The sequence below is a fragment of the Lichenicola sp. GTC18331 genome, from assembly GCF_055386855.1.
This window is the reverse complement of record NZ_AP045015.1, coordinates 2,212,316-2,231,560: the sequence shown is the minus strand read 5'-3', so window position 1 is coordinate 2,231,560 and position 19,245 is coordinate 2,212,316. Positions and strand designations below refer to the sequence as shown.

Here is a 19,245-nt window from a genome sequence, read left to right as displayed (position 1 = left end):
GCCGGCGCATAGTGCGTCGGCCAACAAGCGGAACCAATCCGCGGCGAGGCCGGGCCGTTTTTGTCGCGGCAACCGGCCGGGGGAAACCGACCGATGAGCTTGCGTTTTGCCGAGCGGGCGCCGGACGCCCATACCCATCAGCTTCTGATCGCCCGTTTGCTGGATTCCGTTCTGCAAACGGCGCCCGACCAGGAGATCGTGTATCGCGACCGGGTGCGCCTCACCTATCGCGATTTCCGTAACCGGATCGGCCGTCTCGCCAACGTTCTGAGCGCCGCCGGTGCCAGCGAAGGCACGGTGGTGGCGGTGATGGACTGGGACAGCCACCGTTATCTCGAGTGCTATTTCGCCGTGCCGATGATGGGCGCCGTGATCCAGACGGTGAACGTACGCCTTCCGCCGGCGCAGGTGCTCGACACGCTGGATCGCGCCGAGGCGGCGATCCTGCTGGTGCATCGCGATTTCCTGCCGCTTCTGGAGGCGATGGGCATGCTGCCGGAGCGGGTCCGGGCCATTGTGCTGCTGGAAGAGGAGCGCGGCGATGTGTCGGTTCCGCCCGGCTTCATCGGCGAATACGAGCGGCTTCTGGCCGGCGCTTCGCCGGAACACGATTTCCGCGAATTCGACGAGAACGCGATCGCCACGACGTTCTTCACCAGCGGCACCACCGGCCGGCCCAAGGCGGTGCAGTTCTCGCACCGTCAGATCGTGCTGCACACGCTGGCCGCGCTCGGGCCTTGGGGGAACAGCCCCGGCACGCGCACCTTCGGCATCGCCGACGTCTACATGCCGCTGACGCCGATGTTCCACGTCCATGCGTGGGGCATGCCTTACGTGGCGACCATGCTCGGCGTGAAGCAGGTCTATCCGGGCCGCTACGAGCCCGACACCATCCTGACGCTGCACCAGACCGAAGGGGTCACGTTCTCGCATTGCGTGCCGACCATTCTCGGCATGGTGCTGGATGCGGCCGGGCGCAGCGGCGCCGATCTGTCCGGCTGGCTGATGATCATCGGCGGCGCGGCCCTGCCGCCGACCTTGTTCCGTGCCGCCCGTGCCAGGGGCATGGAGGTGGTGGTCGGCTACGGCATGTCGGAAACGGCGCCGATGCTGACCATTTCCCGGACGCTGCCCGGTGTGGAAGAGGAAACCGCGTTGTTGAGTGCCGGCATGCCGGTGCCCCTGGTGGCCTTGCGCATCATCGACGAGCGCGGCGAGCCCGTGCCTGCGGACGACACCACACGCGGCGAGCTGGTGGTGCGTGCGCCCTGGCTCACCCAGGCCTATGCAGGCGACGATGCAGCCTCGGAAGCGTTGTGGCGCGGCGGCTGGCTGCACACCGGCGACATCGCAACCCAGGACCGGTTCGGCACCCTGCGCATCCGCGACCGCCTCCGCGACGTGATCAAGAGCGGCGGCGAATGGCTCTGCTCCACCAGCATCGAGCATGTCCTGGTGGAGTTGGACGGCGTGGCCGAGGTAGCGGTGGTGGGTGTGCCGCATGCGCGCTGGGGCGAGCGTCCGGTGGCGGTGGTGGTGCCAAAGCCCGGTCTGACGGTCAGCACGGACGCGGCGAACGCGCTTCTGGACGTCGAGATCGCGGCCGGGCGGATGAGCCGCTACGCCAGGCTCGAACGGGTGGATCTGGTGGAGGCCCTGCCCCGCACCAGCGTCGGCAAGATCGACAAGAAGGTGTTGCGCGCGGCCCGCGCGGCAGCAGCGGAAACGGCCCCCGCCGTCTGAGTCCTCTCCCCAGCCTCCCTCGGGGGGCTTCCGCCTTTCGGCGGGAGATGGCTTGATCGCCCTCCCTTCGGGCCGGCCCATGCCGGTCCCGGCCGGGTTCCCGCGCCCTTGCGGGCCGGCCGCCCCATCCCTGCGCCGTTCCTTCCGGGACGGCTGAACGCGAAGGAGAGCGCCATGGACGACGTTGCCGCCACCCTGGCTCCCCCTTGTCCCGAACCGGCACCCCCGATGCTGGATGCCACCCTGCCCTCCGGCGCGTCGGTCAACATCGCCATCATCGGCGCGGGCTTCAGCGGCACGCTCCTGGCGCTGCATCTGCTGCGTCGCATGCCCGAACATGCCACCGTGGCGCTGATCGAGCGCAACAACCAGTTCGGCCGTGGGCCGGCCTATTCCTCCGGCAACGCGTCGCATCTGTTGAACGTGCCCGCCGGCAAGATGAGCGCCTTCCACGGCCAGCCGGGCCATTTCCTCGACTGGCTGCAATCCCTGTCCGATGCCGAACTGAGCGGCATGGTGCCCAGCGCCGGCACCTTCGTGCCGCGCACCGTGTTCGGCCGCTACGTTCGCCATCTGATCAATCAGGAGCTGAAGGTTCCGGGACGGCGCGATCAGCTCAAACTGGTGCGCGGCGATGTGGTGGACATCAGCGAGGAACCGGGCCGTCTCACCCTGACGTTGGATCGCGGCCGCACCATCACCGCCGACCGCGCGGTGCTGGCGGTCGGCAATTTTCCGCCTGCCGCCCCACCCGTTTCCGACCCGACCTTTTACGACGATGCGCGCTACAAGCCCGATCCCTGGGCGGCGGATGCGCTGACCGACCTGGATCCGGACGCGCCGGTTCTGCTGATCGGCACGGGGCTGACCACCATCGACACAGTCATCTCGCTGCTCGATCAGAACCATCGCGGGCCGATCACCGCCCTGTCTCGGCGCGGATTGGTGCCGCATCGTCACGTCCCGGCCGGCAGCGTGCCGCCGCCGGAAACCGATCGCTTTCCCACACGCGTGAACGATCTCGCACGCGCCCTTCGACGCAACAGTGCGCGGCAAATGGACGCGGGCGGCACCTGGCAATCGGCGATCGACGAGATCCGGCCGGTGACCATGGAATTGTGGCAGGGCATGAGCCTTGCCGACCGGCAGCGCTTTCTGCGCCATCTGCGCCCGTGGTGGGACACGCATCGCCATCGCGTCTCCGGCCCGGTCGCCGATCGCATCGCCCAGGCGCGGGAGTGCGGCCAGCTCCGTATCCGCGCCGGACGCATCCTGCATTATCACCACGAACATCCGGACCGGCTGGTGCGGATCGGTTTCCGACCGCGCTTCTCGCGCGAGATCGACCATGTGACAGCGGCACGGGTCGTAAACTGCGCCGGCCCGGATGCCGATTACAGCCGCATTCGAGACCCGCTGGTGCGGACCCTGCTCGGACGCGGTCTGGTGCGGCCGGATCCGCTCTGCCTGGGTCTCGACGTCACCGCAAACTGCGCGCTGACCGATCGCGAGGGAGCGATCTCCCGCCGCCTGTTCGCGGTGGGGCCGGTGACCAAGGGCGCATTCTGGGAGTTGACCGCCGTGCCGGATATCCGCCATCAGGCGGAAACCCTAGCCGGGCAGCTCGCAGCCATGATCAAGCCGCGCTAACGCGGCTGGCGACCGTTCGTGTCGGGTGTGATCGACGCAAACCCCACGCTGCTCGCACAGTCTAGGGACGGTGCGAGCCACCCACTCGCGTCTTGGCATCATCGAGCACCGTACTGAGATACGGTACGCCCGTGACGAAGGAACCGGGATTGTAGCGCCACCGCCAGTAAGCAGCGGGTCAGATGCTCGATCGTCCATCGTTCCCGCGTGCCGTCTCTCATCCCGGCTGGTGCAGCACCGGGGCGGCGACGATATCCGGCCAGCGCCGCGTATCGCCGTCGGGAAACACGATCCTGATCCGCACCAGTTCGGGAAGGTCGACGCCGTCCCAGCTGGTGCGCCAGGTGCCTGCGGACCAGTAGCTCAGGTCGACCGACTCCACGCCGTCGAGCAGCACGGTCCGGGTCGGTTCCGGTGCGGGGCCGACCGGGACCACGTGCCGATAGGGCAGCGAGAACAGCACCAGCGCGTGGCGATCGACGCCCAGGCGCAGATCGGCCATCTCCTCTTCGTCCCCGCCCTTTCCGCCATGCGGCGGCATCGGTGCCCGGAACACCATGCCGTGCGGCTTGCCGACCAGGGTGCGTCCGTCGGTGATCGTGCCCGGATCGGCCTGCTCGATCAGCCGGCGCAGCGTGCGATCCACGGCTTCGAGGCGGCCGGCGGTTTCGGCCATATGGGTCTGACGGTCGAAGGCGGACACACCGAAACGTGTGCCGTGGCTCAGCGTGAGCAGCAGGATGCCGAGCACCACAAGAGCGACGATGATTTCGAGCAGGGTGAAGCCGGCTTCGCGACGCCTCATGGGCCGCCCCCTGCCGCAGCGCCGAGACGCTGGGTACGGAGCACGACGCTGCGCTCGCCGCCTTCCTGGGGCCAGCTTTCGGTCACGACCACATGATAGAGCGCAAGCCTCGGCGCGGCCGCGGCGCCGGTCTGCCCGGCGGCGGTCTCGGCCGGGGCGATGGTGATGCGCCAATGAAAACCGGTGCCGTCCTCGCCCTCCTGGGTGGCAGGGCGCAGCGGAACGCCGTGCCCGACCGTGGCGAGGTGGGACTGGGCGCGGGACAGGGCTTCCATCATCCGGTCCGCCGTGTGTTCCGAGCGCAGACCGCCGAGCGCGCCGCCGAACAGCACGCCGAGGGCCAGGGCGGCGATCACGAACGCGACCAGCACCTCGAGCAGGGTGAAGCCGGCCTGCCGTGGGAGGCGCGCCGCGTGTCGTGACGGGGAGGATGTGCGGCGGGACATCGTCGCCGATCATCGCCCAGGTGACACATCGTTCATAGGCCGGCCGCTATTCGCGTGCGGCATCGCCGCCTAAAACGGCTTCGCCTCATTCGGCGCCTGTTGCCAGCCACTCCCGGAGAACGCGATGCCCCTGCGGTCCACCACACGCCCCCTTGTCACGGGACTGATGCTGGCCGCGATGGGATTGGCGCCCCTGGCCGGCGCCTCGGCCCAGGACACCGCCACCGGCACGGCGCCTTCGGGACCGCAGGAGGTCGGCAAGAACGGACAGCCCAAGGGGCCACTGCCGGCACCGGCGCCGACGCCGTCTCCGACCACCACCGAGCACGCCACGTCGGCCGACGCGGCGTTGCGGGAGACCCTGCCGAACGGGTTGCGCGTGGTGATCGTGCCGGACCGTCTGGCGCCCGTGGTGACCACGGAGATCAACTATCTGGCCGGCTCCAACGACGCGCCGGCCGGTTTCCCCGGCACCGCGCATGCCACCGAACACATGATGTTCCGGGGCTCGAAGGGACTGGACAAGGACCAGCTCGCGGAAATCGGCGCCAAGCTGGGCGGCGAATACAATGCCGACACCACCGAGACGGTGACCCAGTATTTCTACACCGCGCCCGCAGACGATCTGGGCGTGGTGCTGCGCATCGAAGCCCTGCGCATGAACGGTCTGAGCCTGAACGAGGCGGATTGGGACAAGGAGCGCGGCGCGATCGAGCAGGAGGTGTCGCGCGACCTGTCGAGCCCAGCCTACAAATACCTGTCGCAGTTGCAGGCGATCATGTTCGCCGGCACGCCCTACGAGCACGACGCGCTCGGCACGCGGCCTTCTTTCGACAAGACCGATGCGAAGCTGCTGCGGCACTTCTACGAGACATGGTACGCGCCTAACAACGCCATCCTGGTGATCGCCGGCGACGTGGACCCGCAGGCGGCGCTGGCGCAGGTGAAGCAGGCCTTCGGGGCGCTGCCGCGCAAGACCCTGCCGGAACACAAGACGGTCACGTTGGCGCCGGTGAGGGCGGAAACGCTGAACCTGCCGACGGATTATCCTTACGGCATTGCCACCATCGCCTATCGCATGCCGGGCTCGCGGGCGAAGGATTTCGCCGCCGCCGACATTCTGGGCGACGTGCTCTCCAGCGAACGTGGCGCGTTCTACGGGCTCGTCCCGACCGGAGACGCGCTGGCGGCGCAGTTCCTGTATCGCCCGAAGCCTGCCGTGGGCTTCGGTGTGGCCTTCACCGCCTTCCCGCGTGGCGGCGATTCCAACGCCCTGCTGGCGAAGATGCGCGGCGTGATGGCGGAGATCGTGAAGAACGGCGTGCCGGCCGATCTGGTGGAGGCGGCAAAACGTCGCGAGGTGGCCCAGATCGCCGAGCGCAACGACAGCATCTCCGGTCTGGCGCAAAGCTGGAGCAACGTCCTGGCGTTCCAGGGTCTGGACAGTCCGGACGCACTGGCCGACGCCTATCGCGCCGTGACAGTGGCGGATGTGGATCGCATCGCGCGCGAGGTTCTGAACCCCGACCATGCCGTAACCGCTGTGCTGACGCCCGAGTCCTCCGGCAAGCCGGTTTCCGGCAAGGGGTTCGGCGGAGCGGAATCTTTTGCGACCCCGCCGGAAAAGCCTGTGCCTCTGCCGGATTGGGCCAATGCGGCGCTGACCGCTCTGCATCTGCCGCCCGCCTCACCCGCGCCCGTGGTGGACGTACTGCCCAACGGTCTGCGCCTGATCGTGCAGCCCGAGCACGTCACCAGCACCGTGTCGGTCTACGGCCAGATCCGGCAGGCGCCGAGCCTGGAGGAGCCGAAAGGTCAGGAAGGCGTGGCCACGATCGTGGACCGCATGTTCGATTACGGCAGCCAGCAGCATGACCGCCTCGCCTTCCAGGCCGCCCTGGACGCGATCGCCGCCGACGAGAATGCCGGTGCCGGCTTCATGCTGAAGGTGCAGAGCGCGCATTTCGCCGAAGGGCTCTCGCTTCTGGCGGAGAACGAGCTGCATCCGGTGTTTCCGGCCGACGCGTTCGCCGTGGTGCAGAAGCAGACCGCCGGCAGCCTCGCCGGGCTGCTGCAATCGCCGGATTATCTGTTCGGGCGCGCGATGTTGAAGGGACTTGTGCCGGCCAACGATCCGTCCTTGCGCCAGGCGACGCCGCAGACGGTGATGGCGCTGACGCCGGCGGATGCGGAGGCGTTCTATCGCAAGGCGTTCCGGCCCGATCTGACCACGATCGTGATCGTCGGCGACGTGACTCCGGAGCAGGCACGCGGCGAGGTCGAGAAGGCGTTCGGCGGCTGGAAGAACGACGGGCCGACGCCGGTCGTGGATCTGCCGCCCGTGCCGTTGTCTGGTCCGTCGCACAACTATGTGCCGAACCGCAGCGCTTTGCAGGCCAACATCTCCCTGGCGGAAACGCTGGGTCTGAAGCCGGACCAGCCAGATCACTTCACGCTAACGCTTGGCAACGAGATCCTGGGCGATGGTTTCTCATCGCGCTTGTATCGCGATCTGCGCGTGAAGGGCGGTTACGTGTATAGCGTGAGCAGCCGCTTGAACTGGGGGCGGACACGGTCGGAATACGGCATCAGCTACGGCGCGGATCCGCAGAACATCGGCAAAGCACGTGCTCTGGCCATCAACGACATCAAGGCGATGCAGGAGCATCCGGTGAGCGAGGACGAGCTGACGCGCGCCAAGGCGAGTTTGCTGCGGCAGATCCCGATGGGCCGGGCGTCGTTCGACGCAATCGGACAGGAATACCTGCATCTGACCGATCTGGGCTTGCCGTTGAATCAGCCGGATCTGGCGGCGCAGCACTACTTCAGGACCACGGCCGCGGAATTGCAGGCGGCATTCAAGCAGTGGTTGCGGCCGAACGATCTGGCCGAGGTGGTTGAGGGCCCGCCGGGCGGCCATTAAGTTCAGCCGCATCGGACCAGGAGGGTCCAACCTTCCGGGAGAGGAAGCATGGCCAGGATCAAATCGAACCGATCACCGACAGGCGTCAGCTTATCCGGACCGCTGACGCATGCCCTTCCCCGCCACGCAGAACAGCGCGCCAAGCAATTCTTCCTGTTTCTTTTCGCCCTGCAAGCGACGTGCGATATGGTCCTGGCACGGACCGGACGCCGGTTCGATCCGCTCGACATCGTGCGGGAAGCTGCGACGCATCAGATCGATAGCGGACTGCGACAGGAGGCTGGTCGCGATCCGTTCAATGCCGCCGACCCTGCCGTGGTCCATGTCAACGGGACCAGCTTCAGCAGGATCGACGCCGCGCATTATTGCAATCTCGGTCTGGCGGGTGATTTTTCCCTGCTGAAGTCGGTCTCCTCGGGCGACCGAGACTGCGAAGAGATGGTCGAACTCTGCGAGACCCTGGCCGGAGACACCGTATGGCTTCCGCAGAAGATCAATCTCGGGCCTGACCGCGTCATCGATCAGGCGCATTACCGGCTGGCTCTGGACTTCTTCCGCAACGGACGCCCGGTCCTGACGCCGCAGAACGTCGCGCTCTATGCCGCGCGCAGCGACGCCGATATCCGAAACTTCGCCAACGACAAGGATCTCAGTGAGCCCGGCCTCGCCGCTTGCGCCAGACTTTACCTGGCCCCGTATGTCAATCTACCGGCCGCCATCTTCGACAGCGTCCGCAACAACATCGAGGCGGAATGCAGCGCAATGGGTCTGGACAGTCGCCAGTATTACAGCTTGTGAACAGAGCCGAGCGCTTTTCGGTTCCGTCACCAACTTCCGTGCATCCGACGCGATGGAAAGGTCAAACCATCGTGTCGATCGAACCCGGCGCGGGGTTACGGCGTCGGAGCACAAATGGAAACCATGAAACCCCTCCCGCCGATGAAACCGATGGCACCCCTTGACGACGCCGAAAGCTGGTGGCCGCGTGAGTTGGGAAACCCTGCGAGCAGCGTCACGCAGGACGGGCTGCGTTATGCCGTTTCTCCGGATGTGCGATGCTTGCTGATCGATCGGAGCGGGCGGATCGAGATCTTCGACACCGGTGGCCACCGGCTGAACGGCGTGCAACAAGGCGGATCGGACGCGGGCATCGTCTTCAGCAGCGCGGACGGCGCCATGCCACTCAACCGATTGCGCCGGATCGACTGATCCGGCTTCGTCACGCCCGTCGGCGTGGACCGGACCAGCAACAGACCGACAGAAGACGCAGTGTCGTAGTGCCAGCAATCGCGTTTTCTTGTTTTCGCATCCGGCAGGACACCCGCCGCACGGGTGAAAGTCTAAACGCGTTACGCTCGACAGGTCGCGACGCGTCTCATGGAGACTGCCACGCAGATCGGCGTCTTTGTCGCCCCGCTGTTGTACATGGTACGGTCGAGTTGAACGACGTTCTGACTCTCTGTGCACGGTGTCAGGCGGTTCGGCAGAGCCAGGGGCACACTGCGTATACCGCGCTGCCAAGGATCGTCCGCCCCATATATTCGGGCCGCTAACGGACGGAAACGGCACCGGTGAGCCAGTCCGTCTCGATCGAGATGTGACGCTTGCCCTCGCCCAGCACCATCAACCCGCCGCTGCTGCTGCCATCCGGTCGGAAGCTGATTCTCTCGACCGCGTCAGGATTTTCCGCCACCACGGCGATACCACGTGGCAGATCGTGACGGGGTCCCTTCTCGATCCCGTAATCGCGATGTCCGGCGTCGAGAGTGAAGACCAGAACGCGATCCTGGCCGATCGCCTGCGCACGAGTGGTGCGCATTTCGGCGGCGATCGTGCGAGACGCGGCACGGAGATCCACCGTGGCGGAACGCATCGGCCCGCGCGCCAGCACCAGCGTTGCCGCCAAAGCCAAAACGGCTACCACCACGATCATCTCGATCAGGGTGAAACCGCTCTGATCCGCTCGGCAGCGTTCCCGCATCAGTTGAAGACGATCGTCTTTCGACCGTTCTGCATCACGCGATTCTCGCAATGCAGCTTCACCGCACGGGCCAGGACGCGGGATTCGATGTCGCGTCCGGTGGCGACCAGATCCTCGGCGCTCATCGCATGCGTCACACGCTGCGTTTCCTGCTCGATGATCGGGCCTTCGTCCAGTTCGGCGGTGACGTAATGGGCCGTGGCGCCGATCAGCTTCACGCCGCGCTCATGCGCCTGATGATAGGGTCTGGCGCCCTTGAAGCTGGGCAGGAAGGAGTGGTGGATGTTGATGATGCGGCCGGACAGGATCTTGCTGGTCTTATCGGACAGCACTTGCATGTAGCGCGCCAGTACCACCAGCTCGGCGCCGGTTTCGTCGATCAAGCCGAGCAGTCTCGCTTCCGCTTCAGCTTTGTTGCTGGCAGAGACCGGAATGTAATGGAACGGGATATCCTCCAGCTCGGCCGTGCGCCGGCTGGTTTCATGATTGCTGACAATCGCCGCAACGTCTGCGCCAAGCCAGCCGACGCGGATCTGGTAGAGCAGATGCAGCATGGCGTGATCGAACCGCGATACCATGATGAGGATGCGCGGCTTTGCCGTGTCGTGAACCGCGAACTGCATGGCGAAGCGTTCGGCGGTATCCGCAAGAGCGCTCTGGACAGCCCCGCGATCGACCGGCGCCTCGAAGGCGATGCGCATGAAAAAGTGCCCGGTATCCGGATCGCCGAACTGGGCACTTTCGCTAATATTGGCGCCGATCAAGGCCAACTCCCGCGTCACGGAGGCGACGATGGACGGGCGATCCTGGCAGGACAGTGTGAGAACGAAACGAGGCATGCTCCCCTCCTAACCCAGCCCGGACGCGACGCCAACGGCGGCTAGGGTTCGGTCGGCAGGTTGACCAGGAGCCGCAATGCCAGCGTACGGAAACTGGCCGGCTCCACCCCCAGCAGCCGGCCGAGATTGCCGCCCAGGATGCTGCCCGCGAAGGCGAGCATGGTCAGCAGCCCCACCGGAAGGCCAGGAGCCGGATCGTCGCCGAATTGCTGTCGCACCACCCCCATCAGGCGCTCGATCGACTGCTCCAGCGGCGCATCGATCGCGCCTTCGCCGTGCAGATGCAGCCAGGCGATCAGACGACCCATCCCACCCGTTTCGTAAGCGTCGAACGTTTCGTCGACAATGCGGGCTAGGTCGGCTTGTGTGCGACCCGGACGGCTCAGGATCGCCGTCATGCGGTCGTTCAGATCCAGCACCATGGCGTTGCGTAGCGCGGCACGGAACCGCTCCGCCGAGCCGAAATGGTGCAGCACGTTGGCGTGGGTGACGCCGAGTGCGTCGCCTACGGCCTTCAGGGTCACCGCATCAGGTCCGTCGGCAATCAGCAGGGCACGACCGGCCTCCAGCGCCGCTTCGCGCATCTCTTCGGCGGTGCGGCGCCGAACGGGTGATCTGGTTGCGCGCTTGCTTGTTGACATTCGTGTAAGTATGCTCCGGCCGAACGAACGCGCCAAGCCCAACGCGGCAGAACACGGCTCCGCGGTTGCGGCCAACACGGCGCGACAGGAGGAACAATGGCCGATCGCATGCGATTGCGCGATCGTTGCGCTGTGATCACGGGCGCCGGCAACGGCATCGGCGCCGCTCTGGCGGATTTGCTGGCCGAGCGCGGCTGCCATCTGGCACTGGCCGATATCAGGCCGCACGATCTTGAGACGACGCGTACCGCGATCCGCGACAGGCTGGGCGGCGCGGCACCGCCGATCTCGCTGCACACGCTGGACGTGGCGGATCGCGAGGTCGTGGCGGCATTCCCGGAGGCGGTGCTGGAACAGCACGCACGCGTGGATTTCCTGATCAATAATGCCGGCGTGGCGCTGGGCGGAACGTTCGAGCAGAGCTCGGAAGCCGATTTCGATTGGCTGATGGAGATCAATCTCCTCGGCCTAGTGCGGATGACGCGCGCCTTTCTGCCGTTGCTGCACAAAAGCGACGACGCACGACTGGTGAACGTCTCCAGTCTGTTCGGGCTGATCGCCCCGCCGGGCCAGACCGCCTACAGCGCGGCCAAGTTCGGCGTGCGCGGCTTCTCCAATGCTTTGGCGGAAGAGCTGAAACGCAGCACCGTGGGTGTGACCGTGGTGCATCCGGGCGGAATCCGCACCGGCATCGCGCAACGGGCCCGTTCGCCGCAGGGCGCCACCAACGCACAGGTGGAGCGCGAACAGAAGCGGTTCGAACGTCTTCTGCGCATGCCGCCATCACGCGCGGCAGAGATCATCGTGGATGCGGTCGAGCGTCGGAAGCGGCGTGTTCTGGTCGGCAGCGACGCGAAATTCCTGGCGCTGGTGGAGCGCCTGATGCCGGTCGGCTACCCGGCCATCATCGAAAGGGTGACGCGATGAACGCGCAGCGCACGAGCGAGGAAACCGAGGTTCTGATCGTCGGCAGCGGGTTTTCGGGCCTGATCATGGCGCTGTCGCTGAAGCGGCGGCGGATTCCGTTCCTGGTGCTGGAAAAGGCGGACGGGGTCGGCGGGACCTGGCGCGACAACACCTATCCCGGCTGCGCCTGCGACATTCCGTCGCATCTCTACTCGATCTCCTCCGAGCCCAATCCGAACTGGCAGCGTTCCTTCGCACCGCAACCGGAAATCCTGCGCTATCTGCAGGAGGTGGCGGCGAAGCGCGGGCTGATGCCGTCCCTGCGCTTCGGTGCCGAGTTGACCGAAGCGCAGTGGGACGATGACGACAGCCGCTGGACGGTACGGACGAAAGACGGGCGCAGTTTCAAGGGCCGGGTGATGATCCTGGCGGTAGGGGCGCTCCATATCCCGCTGCTGCCGCGCATTCCTGGGCTGGACAGCTTCAAAGGGCGGACCTTCCATTCCGCGCGCTGGGACCACGATTACGATCTGTCCGGCAAACAGGTGGCGGTGATCGGCACCGGGGCCAGCGCGATCCAGTTCGTGCCGCAGATCGCAGGCAAGGTGGATCGTCTGACCTTGTTCCAGCGCACGCCTCCTTGGGTATTGCCTAAAGGCGACCAAGCGATCCCGGCGGACAAGCAGGCAAAATACGCGAAGATCCCGGGGCTCCGGCTCCTGCATCGTTTGCGCCTGTTCGGTATCCAGGAGATGCGTCATCTGGCGATGCGCCGCCATCCGAAGGCGGCGGCGCTCGGGCGCAGCCTGGCCGACCGGCATCGCAAGCGGGCAATCAAGGATCCGGCATTGCGCGAGGCGCTGACGCCTGGCTACGAGATCGGCTGCAAGCGCATTCTGCAATCCGACGATTATTATCCGGCGCTGGCGCGCGACAATGTCTCGGTGGAAACCACGCCGATCGAGCGGATCACGCCCGACGGCGTGATGACCACGGATGGGGTGCTGCACAAGGCGGATGCGATTCTGTTCGGCACCGGATTCCATGTGACGGACGGGTTCGACGCCATGGATATCCGCGGTCGTGACGGTCAGGGTTTGCGCGAGACTTGGCGTGACGGGATGTCGGCGGCCTACGGCACTGCGGTGGCCGGTTTTCCCAACATGTTCGTTCTGCTTGGCCCGAACACGGGGCTAGGGCACAACTCCGTGGTACTGATGATCGAGGCGCAGGTGCGCTACGTGATGCGCCGCTTGCGTCAGATGCGGATGCGTCGTTTGCGCTCGATCGAGATGAGCGCCACCGTGCAGGCGCGCTATCAGAGTGAGATGGACCGGCGTCTCGCCGACACCGTGTGGCAGGCAGGCGGGTGTTCGAGCTGGTATCAGGACGAGTCCGGTCGCAACACGACACTTTGGCCGGGCACGGTGTTCGAGTATCAGCGACGCATGAGCCGCGCCGGTCTGCGCGACTACATCACGAAAGAGGCGGTCTGAGCATGGCGCGATCCACTGGAACCAGGCTTCTCGGCGTCGCCCTGGGTGCCGCCGCCGCGGTTCCCGCCGCCCTGGCCGGGTTTTCCGCCTTCACCGCACGCAAGGTGATGGAGGCCGTGCCGCAGGCCGGACGGCTGCTGCAGATCGGCGGCGAAACGCTGCATGTGAGCGACACCGGTGGCGACAAGCCGGCGATCCTGCTTCTGCATGGGCTGGGCGGCAACATGCTGAACCTGCTGCCGACTTTGTCGCCGCTCCTGTCGCGCGACTACCGGGTGGTGGCGATCGACCGGCCGGATTCCGGCTATTCGGTGGGTGCGCCGGGACGGCCCGGCAACATCCGGGCGCAGGCGTGGGTGGTGCGCGACGTGATCGAGGCGCTGGGGCTCGGCAAGCCGTTGATCGTCGGCCATTCGCTGGGCGGCGCCATCGCACTGGCCACCGCTTTGGACCATCCCGCGCATGTGGGCGGGCTGGCTCTGCTGACGCCGCTGACCCAGGTGGAAACGGTGGCGCCGAACATGTTCAAGGCGTTGGCGGTGCGCAATCCGCTGAAGCGCTGGCTAATCTCCTGGACCCTGGCGGTGCCGTTGGGCGTGCGTCGCGGGCGCCAGACCATGGAGATGGTGTTCGCGCCGGAAGCGCCGCCGCGCAACTTTGCCGTCACGGGAGGCGGCCTTCTGAGCATGCGTCCGTCCGCCTACCGTTCGGCCTCGCGCGATCTGGCCGCCAGCGGCGACGATCTGCCCAGGCTGGTAGCGCGTTACCCCAGCCTGGGCGTACCCGTCGGCATCCTGTTTGGTGCCGAGGACCGCGTTCTGGCCCCGTGGAAGCATGGCGTCACAATGAAGGAGCTGGTTCCGGGATTGGTCTACGAGGAGGTCGCCGGGGCGGGCCATATGCTGCCGTTCACCCAGCCGGAGCCGACCGCTGCCTTCATCCGCAAGATGGCGGAGAAGGTGGCGGAACAGCGCGGCGTCTGACCCGCCTGGGCTCGCCGTGACGTCGTTCCGTTTCATCGCCATCACGCCCGGCGGGGAAACCGTACGCGGCGTGACGGAAGCAGCCAGCGAGGCCGAGGCGGTGGCGTGGATCCGGCGCCAGGGCAATATTCCAATGCGGGCCGAGCCCGCCGGCGGCGGCTTGCTGACGCGCGGGCTCAGGATCGAGTTCGGCGGGCTCAGCCGGCGTGGGCTGAGCCGGCAGGAGGTGACCAACCTCACCCGCGAGCTTTCCGTGATGCTGAGAGCCGGGCAGGATTTGGACCGGGCAATGCGGTTTCTGGTGGAAACCGCGCCGAACCGTCGCGTGGGTTCGGTTCTGGATGGCCTTCGCGCCGCCGTGCGCGACGGCTCTGCACTGCATACGGCACTGGCGCGTCATCCCAACAGCTTTCCACGCCTGCATGTCGGGCTGGTGCGTGCCGCCGAAGCCGGCGGCGATCTGTCGTCCACGCTGGATCGTCTGGCGACGCTGATGGAGCGCGAGCGTGCTCTGGTAGCGACGCTGCAATCGGCGATGATCTACCCGGCGATGCTGTCCCTGGCCGCCGTGGGTTCCATCGTCCTGCTTCTGACGCAGGTGTTGCCGCAATTCGTGCCTTTGTTCGAACAGAACGGCGCCGCCATGCCGCGTTCGACCCGTTTCCTGATCGCAGCCGGCGACGTTCTGAGCCAGTACGGGCTGTTTCTGCTCCTGGGGCTGGTTCTACTAGCGATCCTCGCGCGCCAGTTGCTGCAACGCGAGGACGTGCGGTCTTTCCGCGATCGCACGGTCCTGAGACTGCCGATCCTGGGCCTGCTGATGCGCGAGGTTCTGGCGGCCCGCTTCTGCCGGACGCTCGGCACACTGCTCGGCAATGGCGTGCCACTGATCGGCGCCATGGCGATCGTGCGCGACGTGATTGGCAACCGCTCGGTTCTCGGCGCGATCGACCGTGCCACCGAGAGCGCCAAGGGCGGAGCCGGATTGTCGCGCACCCTGGACCAGGCCGGTATTTTTCCCGTGCGTGCGATCCATCTACTGCGTCTGGGCGAGGAAACCGCCCAACTCGGGCCGATGGCGCTGCGTGCTGCCGAGATTCATGAGGAACAGGTCCGAATCCGGACGCAGCGTCTGGTGTCGCTCCTCGTGCCGGTGATTACCGTCGTCATGGGCCTGGCCGTCGCCGGGATCGTCTCCTCCCTATTGCTGGCGATGCTCAGCCTGAACGATCTGGCACAATAGCCGCTTGCATCAATCGGCGGTGACGGACGCCTTCAAGCGGCGTATCGCCTGCACCGAACGGGATGGGGTGGCAGACGTTCTGTTGGGTGGCGCACAGGCCGCGATCGCATCCACGATGGTCTGCGACGCCGTCAATGGCGGCAACCCGCGCCGCGCGGGCTTTGGCGGCGTTTCGGCTTGCGCGCGTTCGCCGGGCTGATAGGTCGAAGCCATCGACTCGAAACAGGCTTCGGCCGTCCTGGCCCAATATTCCTCGGCGGGTCCCCTCGTCATGGCGGGCGCTCCTTGTGTGTCGCCCGCTTCTTCTGAACGTAAAGGTTTAAGAAATCGTAAATCCGAGGATTTGTAGGGGTGCCCTCTCTGTTACGTGATGCCGGGTAAGGCAGGCGACGTCATGGTGATAGCCCCCCCCGGCCAAGGGCAGGAACCATTCGCAGCTGCCGTATTCGCCACGCTCGCCCTCCCGAATGGGATACGCTTGAGCACGACGTGCATATCGCGCGCCATTCTGAGTGTGTCGCCGCGGGCAGCGAAACTGGCGCCGCCTTGAACCGGCACCGCAAATCCGCGGCATGCTGCTCCATGCGATCCTGGACACAAACCTTGTTCCTGCCGTTCCACGAGAAGGCCGATCGCGCCGTCTGAGCGTGCGGTTTCGCTGGTGCGCGGCGACGATGCGATCACGCAGAAACGTGACCCAGGCCCTGACAGCCTATTGAGCCGAGGGGTCCATGCTGACAGAAGAACGTCGACGAGACCTGCGAGTCTGATTAAGGCAGAATTGCCTGAATCTGGCAGATTATCTTTCGCGGGTTTGGGACAATTTCATGAGTCACACCGGCCTGAACTAAAATCCCCCACACGCAGTATCGGCGCAACGATCTGGATGATGCGAACGACCTGCGCGATGCCTGAATGGCCGCTGATCGAACCTACGACTCCCGAGGGAGAGGCGGCCCGGTCGCCCCCGAGATGTCCCGCCTTTACCATGGTACAAGCCTAGATCTCCGATTAAGCTCGTGACGGACGCAGGCAGTCCGGCAACCATCTTCTGGTCGTAGTGCTGCGTGAGCAGGACAGCCGCAAGGCCAGCCTGTTGACGGGCATTCTCGACAGTCAGCCGGTCAACATCGCTGAAAACGGTGAGCGGCGCGACTTCGATGCGGAAAAAGACCAAGTGACGCAAGCGTCCCGACGTCTCCGATATGGCGACACGTGTCGGCACCCTGGTCTGCCCGTGAATATCCAGACCGGGACGGCACCTCATAATTGCGTCCGCCATCAAGCAGTTCCTTGCCTCTGCTGCGTTGTCTGGTCGCAAATGACGGCCGTAACGGTGAGAAGCTGCGGGATGCTGCGGCCGGGTCAGTCCGCTGGACCATGGACCGTCAGGCATTCCGATCATGCAGACGGTTTCCTGATCCTGCCGAGGTGAGCCGTGGAACGCACCTTCGCCTGGTTTGGCCGCTTGCCGTCAGGCTAAGATTTTGGAGCGACCACCCCTTCATCCCACGTGTGCATAACAGTCGCCCCTATCCGAGGGCTGGTCCGGAAGATCTCGAGAACAGCCAACCAGGCTACTTTACGGATCAGGCTCTGAGGCATTAATTTCCAGCAAAAACAGTGGGCTAGATGGTGCCGGGTGAGGGGATCGAACCCCCGACCTTCGGTTTACAAAACCGCTGCACTACCGCTGTGCTAACCCGGCCCGAACGACCGCAATCGCCGCCGCCTGTTCTCACCTGCCGAAATCCGGCGCGTTTACCGGCTTTCAGGTGAGGCCCCTGCCGGCAGGAACCGGAGGTGATGCATCATGCCCTATTCTTACAGTCGCGCCAACCGAGCCCGTGCGGTTTTGCCGCCAGGACGCCTCATCGCGCCAGCTTTCCCTACCGGTATGGAAAGGGGAAGAAAGTAGACTGTGTGGGCCTGCCGTTGAAAAGCCGTCACCCTTCCGGGAGATCTCTCCAAAAAAGTTATCCAGGATCGAGCGATGGCGCGAAAGGTTCGTCGATGCGAATTGGTCTGATGACGTAAACGATCCGTTTATCTTCGTTCCTTAGAATTCGGTCATCCGCATGAAGGGATGACACCGATGCTGAACGTTGATGTGCTCGATCAGAATCAGATCACGGCTTCGAGTCTCGTTTCGATACTCAAACGGGATTTTGGTCCAGCGCCGACGCTATCGGTGTTCCAACATGCTGCACAGGCGGCCTATGATCCGTCGCAGGCTGCGTCTCTCGGGCTGAAACCATTCCTGGACGGACACGGGACCGCCATGACGGAGATCCTTGCCAGCGGCATGACCGCATCGGCGTTCGTCGATGGAAAGGGCAACGTCATCGTCGCCTACCAGGGGACGATCACAGGCGTACAAAACCAGCTCGACGTCGCAATCCTGAGTGGAACGGACCCCTCGAAGCTCAAAGGCTTCTCCGACGCGCTCGCCTTCGGCAGGCAGGTCGAAACGGCGGCGAAGAACCAGGGCATCAATCGGACCCATGTGTTCGTCACCGGCCATTCTCTCGGCGGCACGCTGGCATCTTATGTCGCCTCGCGGACGGGTCTCGGCGGTACGGCCTTCGCAAGCTCGGGCATACCCGGTTATCATGCACCTTCCAGGCCGCCCGCCAACTTTGTGTCCTATGTCGAGAAGGGTGATCCGTTCGCAAATTATGCGACGGATGCTGCAGAGAAGGGGAGCGCCTCGGCTGCGAACGTCCGCATGGATCATTACGGCACCATGGTGTCCCTGGGTACATCGGCGGATAGTTTGGAACTCGCAAAATTCGCGGCGCAGATCTCCGGCCAGTCCATCGGCGCGGCTCTTACAGGAAGCAGCCAGCTCAGCCAGTCGCAGATTGCGTCACTGGAAAACCAGTTCTTCACGCTCATGAGCGAACATCACAACCTGAACACCTACGAAAGCGACTCAGCAAAGGCGTTCGTTCCTGCTTCCGCATACGGGTTGCAGACAATCAGCCTCAAACAGTTCATGTCGTCCATGGCTGCCGATGCCAGAAACCTGCTCTCTTATCTGCCGAAGATTTATTCCGCGCCCAGCGCGCCAGCGGCGATCGAGCGTTTCGGACATGACTTTCCCAATCTGGCGAAAGAAATCACGTCGATGACGCATGCCCAGGACTTCCAGTCCGCCATCGGCGAGTTGAGCCTGATCGAACCGACTGTTTACGCGGCCATGACCAATGCCAAGGGCATGGCGACCATCATCGACGCCCTGGGGCATCCCTCGACCGGCCCGGTACCATTCCACCTGAACCCGATGTGACGTGAACAGGACTAACGGCACGGTCATCCCGAACCAGGTGACATGTCGTATGGCCGATTTTACCGCATATCCCTGTCTCCGCTTGCAAGGGGAGACGGCCATAGGCCGTTACAGTAAGGAAGACGTCCCCAGCACACCGGTTAGCGCAGGCCAGGCGGTCAGCGTCGCGGCCCGGCTCGAACCCTCAATAGGATGTCGTGACAGACGCAGCAATTCTCAGACATATTGTCGGACAGAATGCAGACTTAGCTTTACAATCGAATCGCAGAGCAACTATTCTTCAAAAACATTGCTGCA

At 65.1% G+C, this 19,245-nt stretch carries 16 protein-coding genes and 1 tRNA gene; 10 read left to right on the top strand and 7 right to left on the bottom strand.

Annotation, left to right across the window (positions count from 1 at the left end; translation table 11 throughout):
• Positions 1–93 precede the first annotated feature (93 nt).
• Both ACZ5BM_RS10235 and ACZ5BM_RS10230 read left to right on the top strand, forming a co-directional pair.
• A complete protein-coding gene (locus ACZ5BM_RS10235) occupies positions 94–1,743 on the top strand; it encodes an acyl-CoA synthetase family protein (RefSeq protein ID WP_498907809.1) in 1,650 nt (549 codons plus the stop codon).
• A 174-nt stretch (positions 1,744–1,917) separates the two neighbouring features.
• Entirely contained in the window at positions 1,918–3,393 is a 1,476-nt protein-coding gene (locus ACZ5BM_RS10230; protein ID WP_498907807.1) for an FAD/NAD(P)-binding protein, read from the top strand.
• 217 nt (positions 3,394–3,610) lie between these two features.
• Here ACZ5BM_RS10230 and ACZ5BM_RS10225 read toward each other — a convergent pair whose 3' ends face one another.
• Together ACZ5BM_RS10225 and ACZ5BM_RS10220 are read right to left on the bottom strand one after the other, a co-directional pair.
• Positions 3,611–4,198: a type II secretion system protein GspJ gene (locus ACZ5BM_RS10225; RefSeq protein WP_498907806.1), complete on the bottom strand. Its 588-nt coding sequence runs from the start codon at positions 4,196–4,198 to the stop codon at positions 3,611–3,613.
• Positions 4,195–4,644 carry a type IV pilus modification PilV family protein gene (locus tag ACZ5BM_RS10220; protein WP_498907805.1) on the bottom strand — a complete coding sequence of 150 codons (450 nt, stop codon included), beginning with the start codon at positions 4,642–4,644 and terminating at the stop codon, positions 4,195–4,197. Before ACZ5BM_RS10220 ends, ACZ5BM_RS10225 begins: the two co-directional genes overlap by 4 nt.
• Positions 4,645–4,768: 124 nt before the next feature.
• On the opposite strand from ACZ5BM_RS10220, the gene ACZ5BM_RS10215 reads away from it, so the two are divergent.
• The 3 genes from ACZ5BM_RS10215 (at position 4,769) to ACZ5BM_RS10205 (ending at position 8,776) form a co-directional block, all read left to right on the top strand.
• On the top strand, positions 4,769–7,567 hold the full coding sequence (locus ACZ5BM_RS10215; RefSeq protein ID WP_498907804.1) for a M16 family metallopeptidase: 2,799 nt from the start codon (positions 4,769–4,771) through the stop codon (positions 7,565–7,567).
• A 186-nt stretch (positions 7,568–7,753) separates the two neighbouring features.
• Complete coding sequence (locus ACZ5BM_RS10210) at positions 7,754–8,365, top strand: hypothetical protein (RefSeq protein ID WP_498907803.1); 612 nt, start codon at positions 7,754–7,756, stop codon at positions 8,363–8,365.
• A gap of 150 nt (positions 8,366–8,515) precedes the next feature.
• Positions 8,516–8,776 (top strand): hypothetical protein, encoded by a 261-nt coding sequence (locus ACZ5BM_RS10205; protein ID WP_498907802.1) that lies wholly within the window; start codon positions 8,516–8,518, stop codon positions 8,774–8,776.
• 340 nt (positions 8,777–9,116) lie between these two features.
• Here ACZ5BM_RS10205 and ACZ5BM_RS10200 read toward each other — a convergent pair whose 3' ends face one another.
• The 3 genes from ACZ5BM_RS10200 to ACZ5BM_RS10190 are packed head-to-tail and all read right to left on the bottom strand — an operon-like array spanning position 9,117 to position 11,028.
• On the bottom strand, positions 9,117–9,548 hold the full coding sequence (locus ACZ5BM_RS10200) for a prepilin-type N-terminal cleavage/methylation domain-containing protein (protein WP_498907800.1): 432 nt from the start codon (positions 9,546–9,548) through the stop codon (positions 9,117–9,119).
• Positions 9,548–10,387: a formyltetrahydrofolate deformylase gene (gene purU, locus ACZ5BM_RS10195; RefSeq protein WP_498907799.1), complete on the bottom strand. Its 840-nt coding sequence runs from the start codon at positions 10,385–10,387 to the stop codon at positions 9,548–9,550. Before purU ends, ACZ5BM_RS10200 begins: the two co-directional genes overlap by 1 nt.
• Before the next feature lie 41 nt (positions 10,388–10,428).
• Complete coding sequence (locus ACZ5BM_RS10190) at positions 10,429–11,028, bottom strand: TetR/AcrR family transcriptional regulator (RefSeq protein WP_498907798.1); 600 nt, start codon at positions 11,026–11,028, stop codon at positions 10,429–10,431.
• Between the two features lie 96 nt (positions 11,029–11,124).
• On the opposite strand from ACZ5BM_RS10190, the gene ACZ5BM_RS10185 reads away from it, so the two are divergent.
• The 4 genes from ACZ5BM_RS10185 to ACZ5BM_RS10170 are packed head-to-tail and all read left to right on the top strand — an operon-like array spanning position 11,125 to position 15,656.
• Entirely contained in the window at positions 11,125–11,955 is an 831-nt protein-coding gene (locus ACZ5BM_RS10185) for an SDR family NAD(P)-dependent oxidoreductase (protein WP_498907797.1), read from the top strand.
• Positions 11,952–13,430 (top strand): flavin-containing monooxygenase, encoded by a 1,479-nt coding sequence (locus ACZ5BM_RS10180; RefSeq protein ID WP_498907796.1) that lies wholly within the window; start codon positions 11,952–11,954, stop codon positions 13,428–13,430. The genes ACZ5BM_RS10185 and ACZ5BM_RS10180 overlap by 4 nt, the downstream gene beginning before the upstream one ends.
• 2 nt (positions 13,431–13,432) lie before the next feature.
• Positions 13,433–14,413 carry an alpha/beta fold hydrolase gene (locus ACZ5BM_RS10175; RefSeq protein ID WP_498907795.1) on the top strand — a complete coding sequence of 327 codons (981 nt, stop codon included), beginning with the start codon at positions 13,433–13,435 and terminating at the stop codon, positions 14,411–14,413.
• 16 nt (positions 14,414–14,429) lie between these two features.
• Positions 14,430–15,656, top strand: coding sequence for a type II secretion system F family protein (locus tag ACZ5BM_RS10170; RefSeq protein ID WP_498907794.1), 1,227 nt, complete (start codon positions 14,430–14,432; stop codon positions 15,654–15,656).
• A gap of 9 nt (positions 15,657–15,665) precedes the next feature.
• Here ACZ5BM_RS10170 and ACZ5BM_RS10165 read toward each other — a convergent pair whose 3' ends face one another.
• Both ACZ5BM_RS10165 and ACZ5BM_RS10160 read right to left on the bottom strand, forming a co-directional pair.
• Positions 15,666–15,929, bottom strand: coding sequence for a hypothetical protein (locus tag ACZ5BM_RS10165; RefSeq protein WP_498907793.1), 264 nt, complete (start codon positions 15,927–15,929; stop codon positions 15,666–15,668).
• 1,360 nt (positions 15,930–17,289) lie between these two features.
• Positions 17,290–17,364 (bottom strand) — tRNA-Thr (locus ACZ5BM_RS10160).
• Between the two features lie 387 nt (positions 17,365–17,751).
• On the opposite strand from ACZ5BM_RS10160, the gene ACZ5BM_RS10155 reads away from it, so the two are divergent.
• A complete protein-coding gene (locus ACZ5BM_RS10155; protein WP_498907792.1) occupies positions 17,752–18,948 on the top strand; it encodes a hypothetical protein in 1,197 nt (398 codons plus the stop codon).
• Positions 18,949–19,245 lie beyond the last annotated feature (297 nt).

Bases quoted from the DNA above. Each gene is read 5' to 3' on its own strand.
- ACZ5BM_RS10225 (WP_498907806.1), bottom strand. From the start codon at position 4,198: ATGAGGCGTCGCGAAGCCGGCTTCACCCTGCTCGAAATCATCGTCGCT.
- ACZ5BM_RS10165 (WP_498907793.1), bottom strand. From the start codon at position 15,929: ATGACGAGGGGACCCGCCGAGGAATATTGGGCCAGGACGGCCGAAGCC.
- ACZ5BM_RS10215 (WP_498907804.1), top strand. From the start codon at position 4,769: ATGCCCCTGCGGTCCACCACACGCCCCCTTGTCACGGGACTGATGCTG.
- ACZ5BM_RS10230 (WP_498907807.1), top strand. From the start codon at position 1,918: ATGGACGACGTTGCCGCCACCCTGGCTCCCCCTTGTCCCGAACCGGCA.
- ACZ5BM_RS10205 (WP_498907802.1), top strand. From the start codon at position 8,516: ATGGCACCCCTTGACGACGCCGAAAGCTGGTGGCCGCGTGAGTTGGGA.
- ACZ5BM_RS10190 (WP_498907798.1), bottom strand. From the start codon at position 11,028: ATGTCAACAAGCAAGCGCGCAACCAGATCACCCGTTCGGCGCCGCACC.
- ACZ5BM_RS10175 (WP_498907795.1), top strand. From the start codon at position 13,433: ATGGCGCGATCCACTGGAACCAGGCTTCTCGGCGTCGCCCTGGGTGCC.
- purU (WP_498907799.1), bottom strand. From the start codon at position 10,387: ATGCCTCGTTTCGTTCTCACACTGTCCTGCCAGGATCGCCCGTCCATC.
- ACZ5BM_RS10155 (WP_498907792.1), top strand. From the start codon at position 17,752: ATGCTGAACGTTGATGTGCTCGATCAGAATCAGATCACGGCTTCGAGT.
- ACZ5BM_RS10210 (WP_498907803.1), top strand. From the start codon at position 7,754: ATGGTCCTGGCACGGACCGGACGCCGGTTCGATCCGCTCGACATCGTG.
- ACZ5BM_RS10200 (WP_498907800.1), bottom strand. From the start codon at position 9,548: ATGCGGGAACGCTGCCGAGCGGATCAGAGCGGTTTCACCCTGATCGAG.
- ACZ5BM_RS10235 (WP_498907809.1), top strand. From the start codon at position 94: ATGAGCTTGCGTTTTGCCGAGCGGGCGCCGGACGCCCATACCCATCAG.
- ACZ5BM_RS10220 (WP_498907805.1), bottom strand. From the start codon at position 4,644: ATGTCCCGCCGCACATCCTCCCCGTCACGACACGCGGCGCGCCTCCCA.
- ACZ5BM_RS10180 (WP_498907796.1), top strand. From the start codon at position 11,952: ATGAACGCGCAGCGCACGAGCGAGGAAACCGAGGTTCTGATCGTCGGC.
- ACZ5BM_RS10185 (WP_498907797.1), top strand. From the start codon at position 11,125: ATGGCCGATCGCATGCGATTGCGCGATCGTTGCGCTGTGATCACGGGC.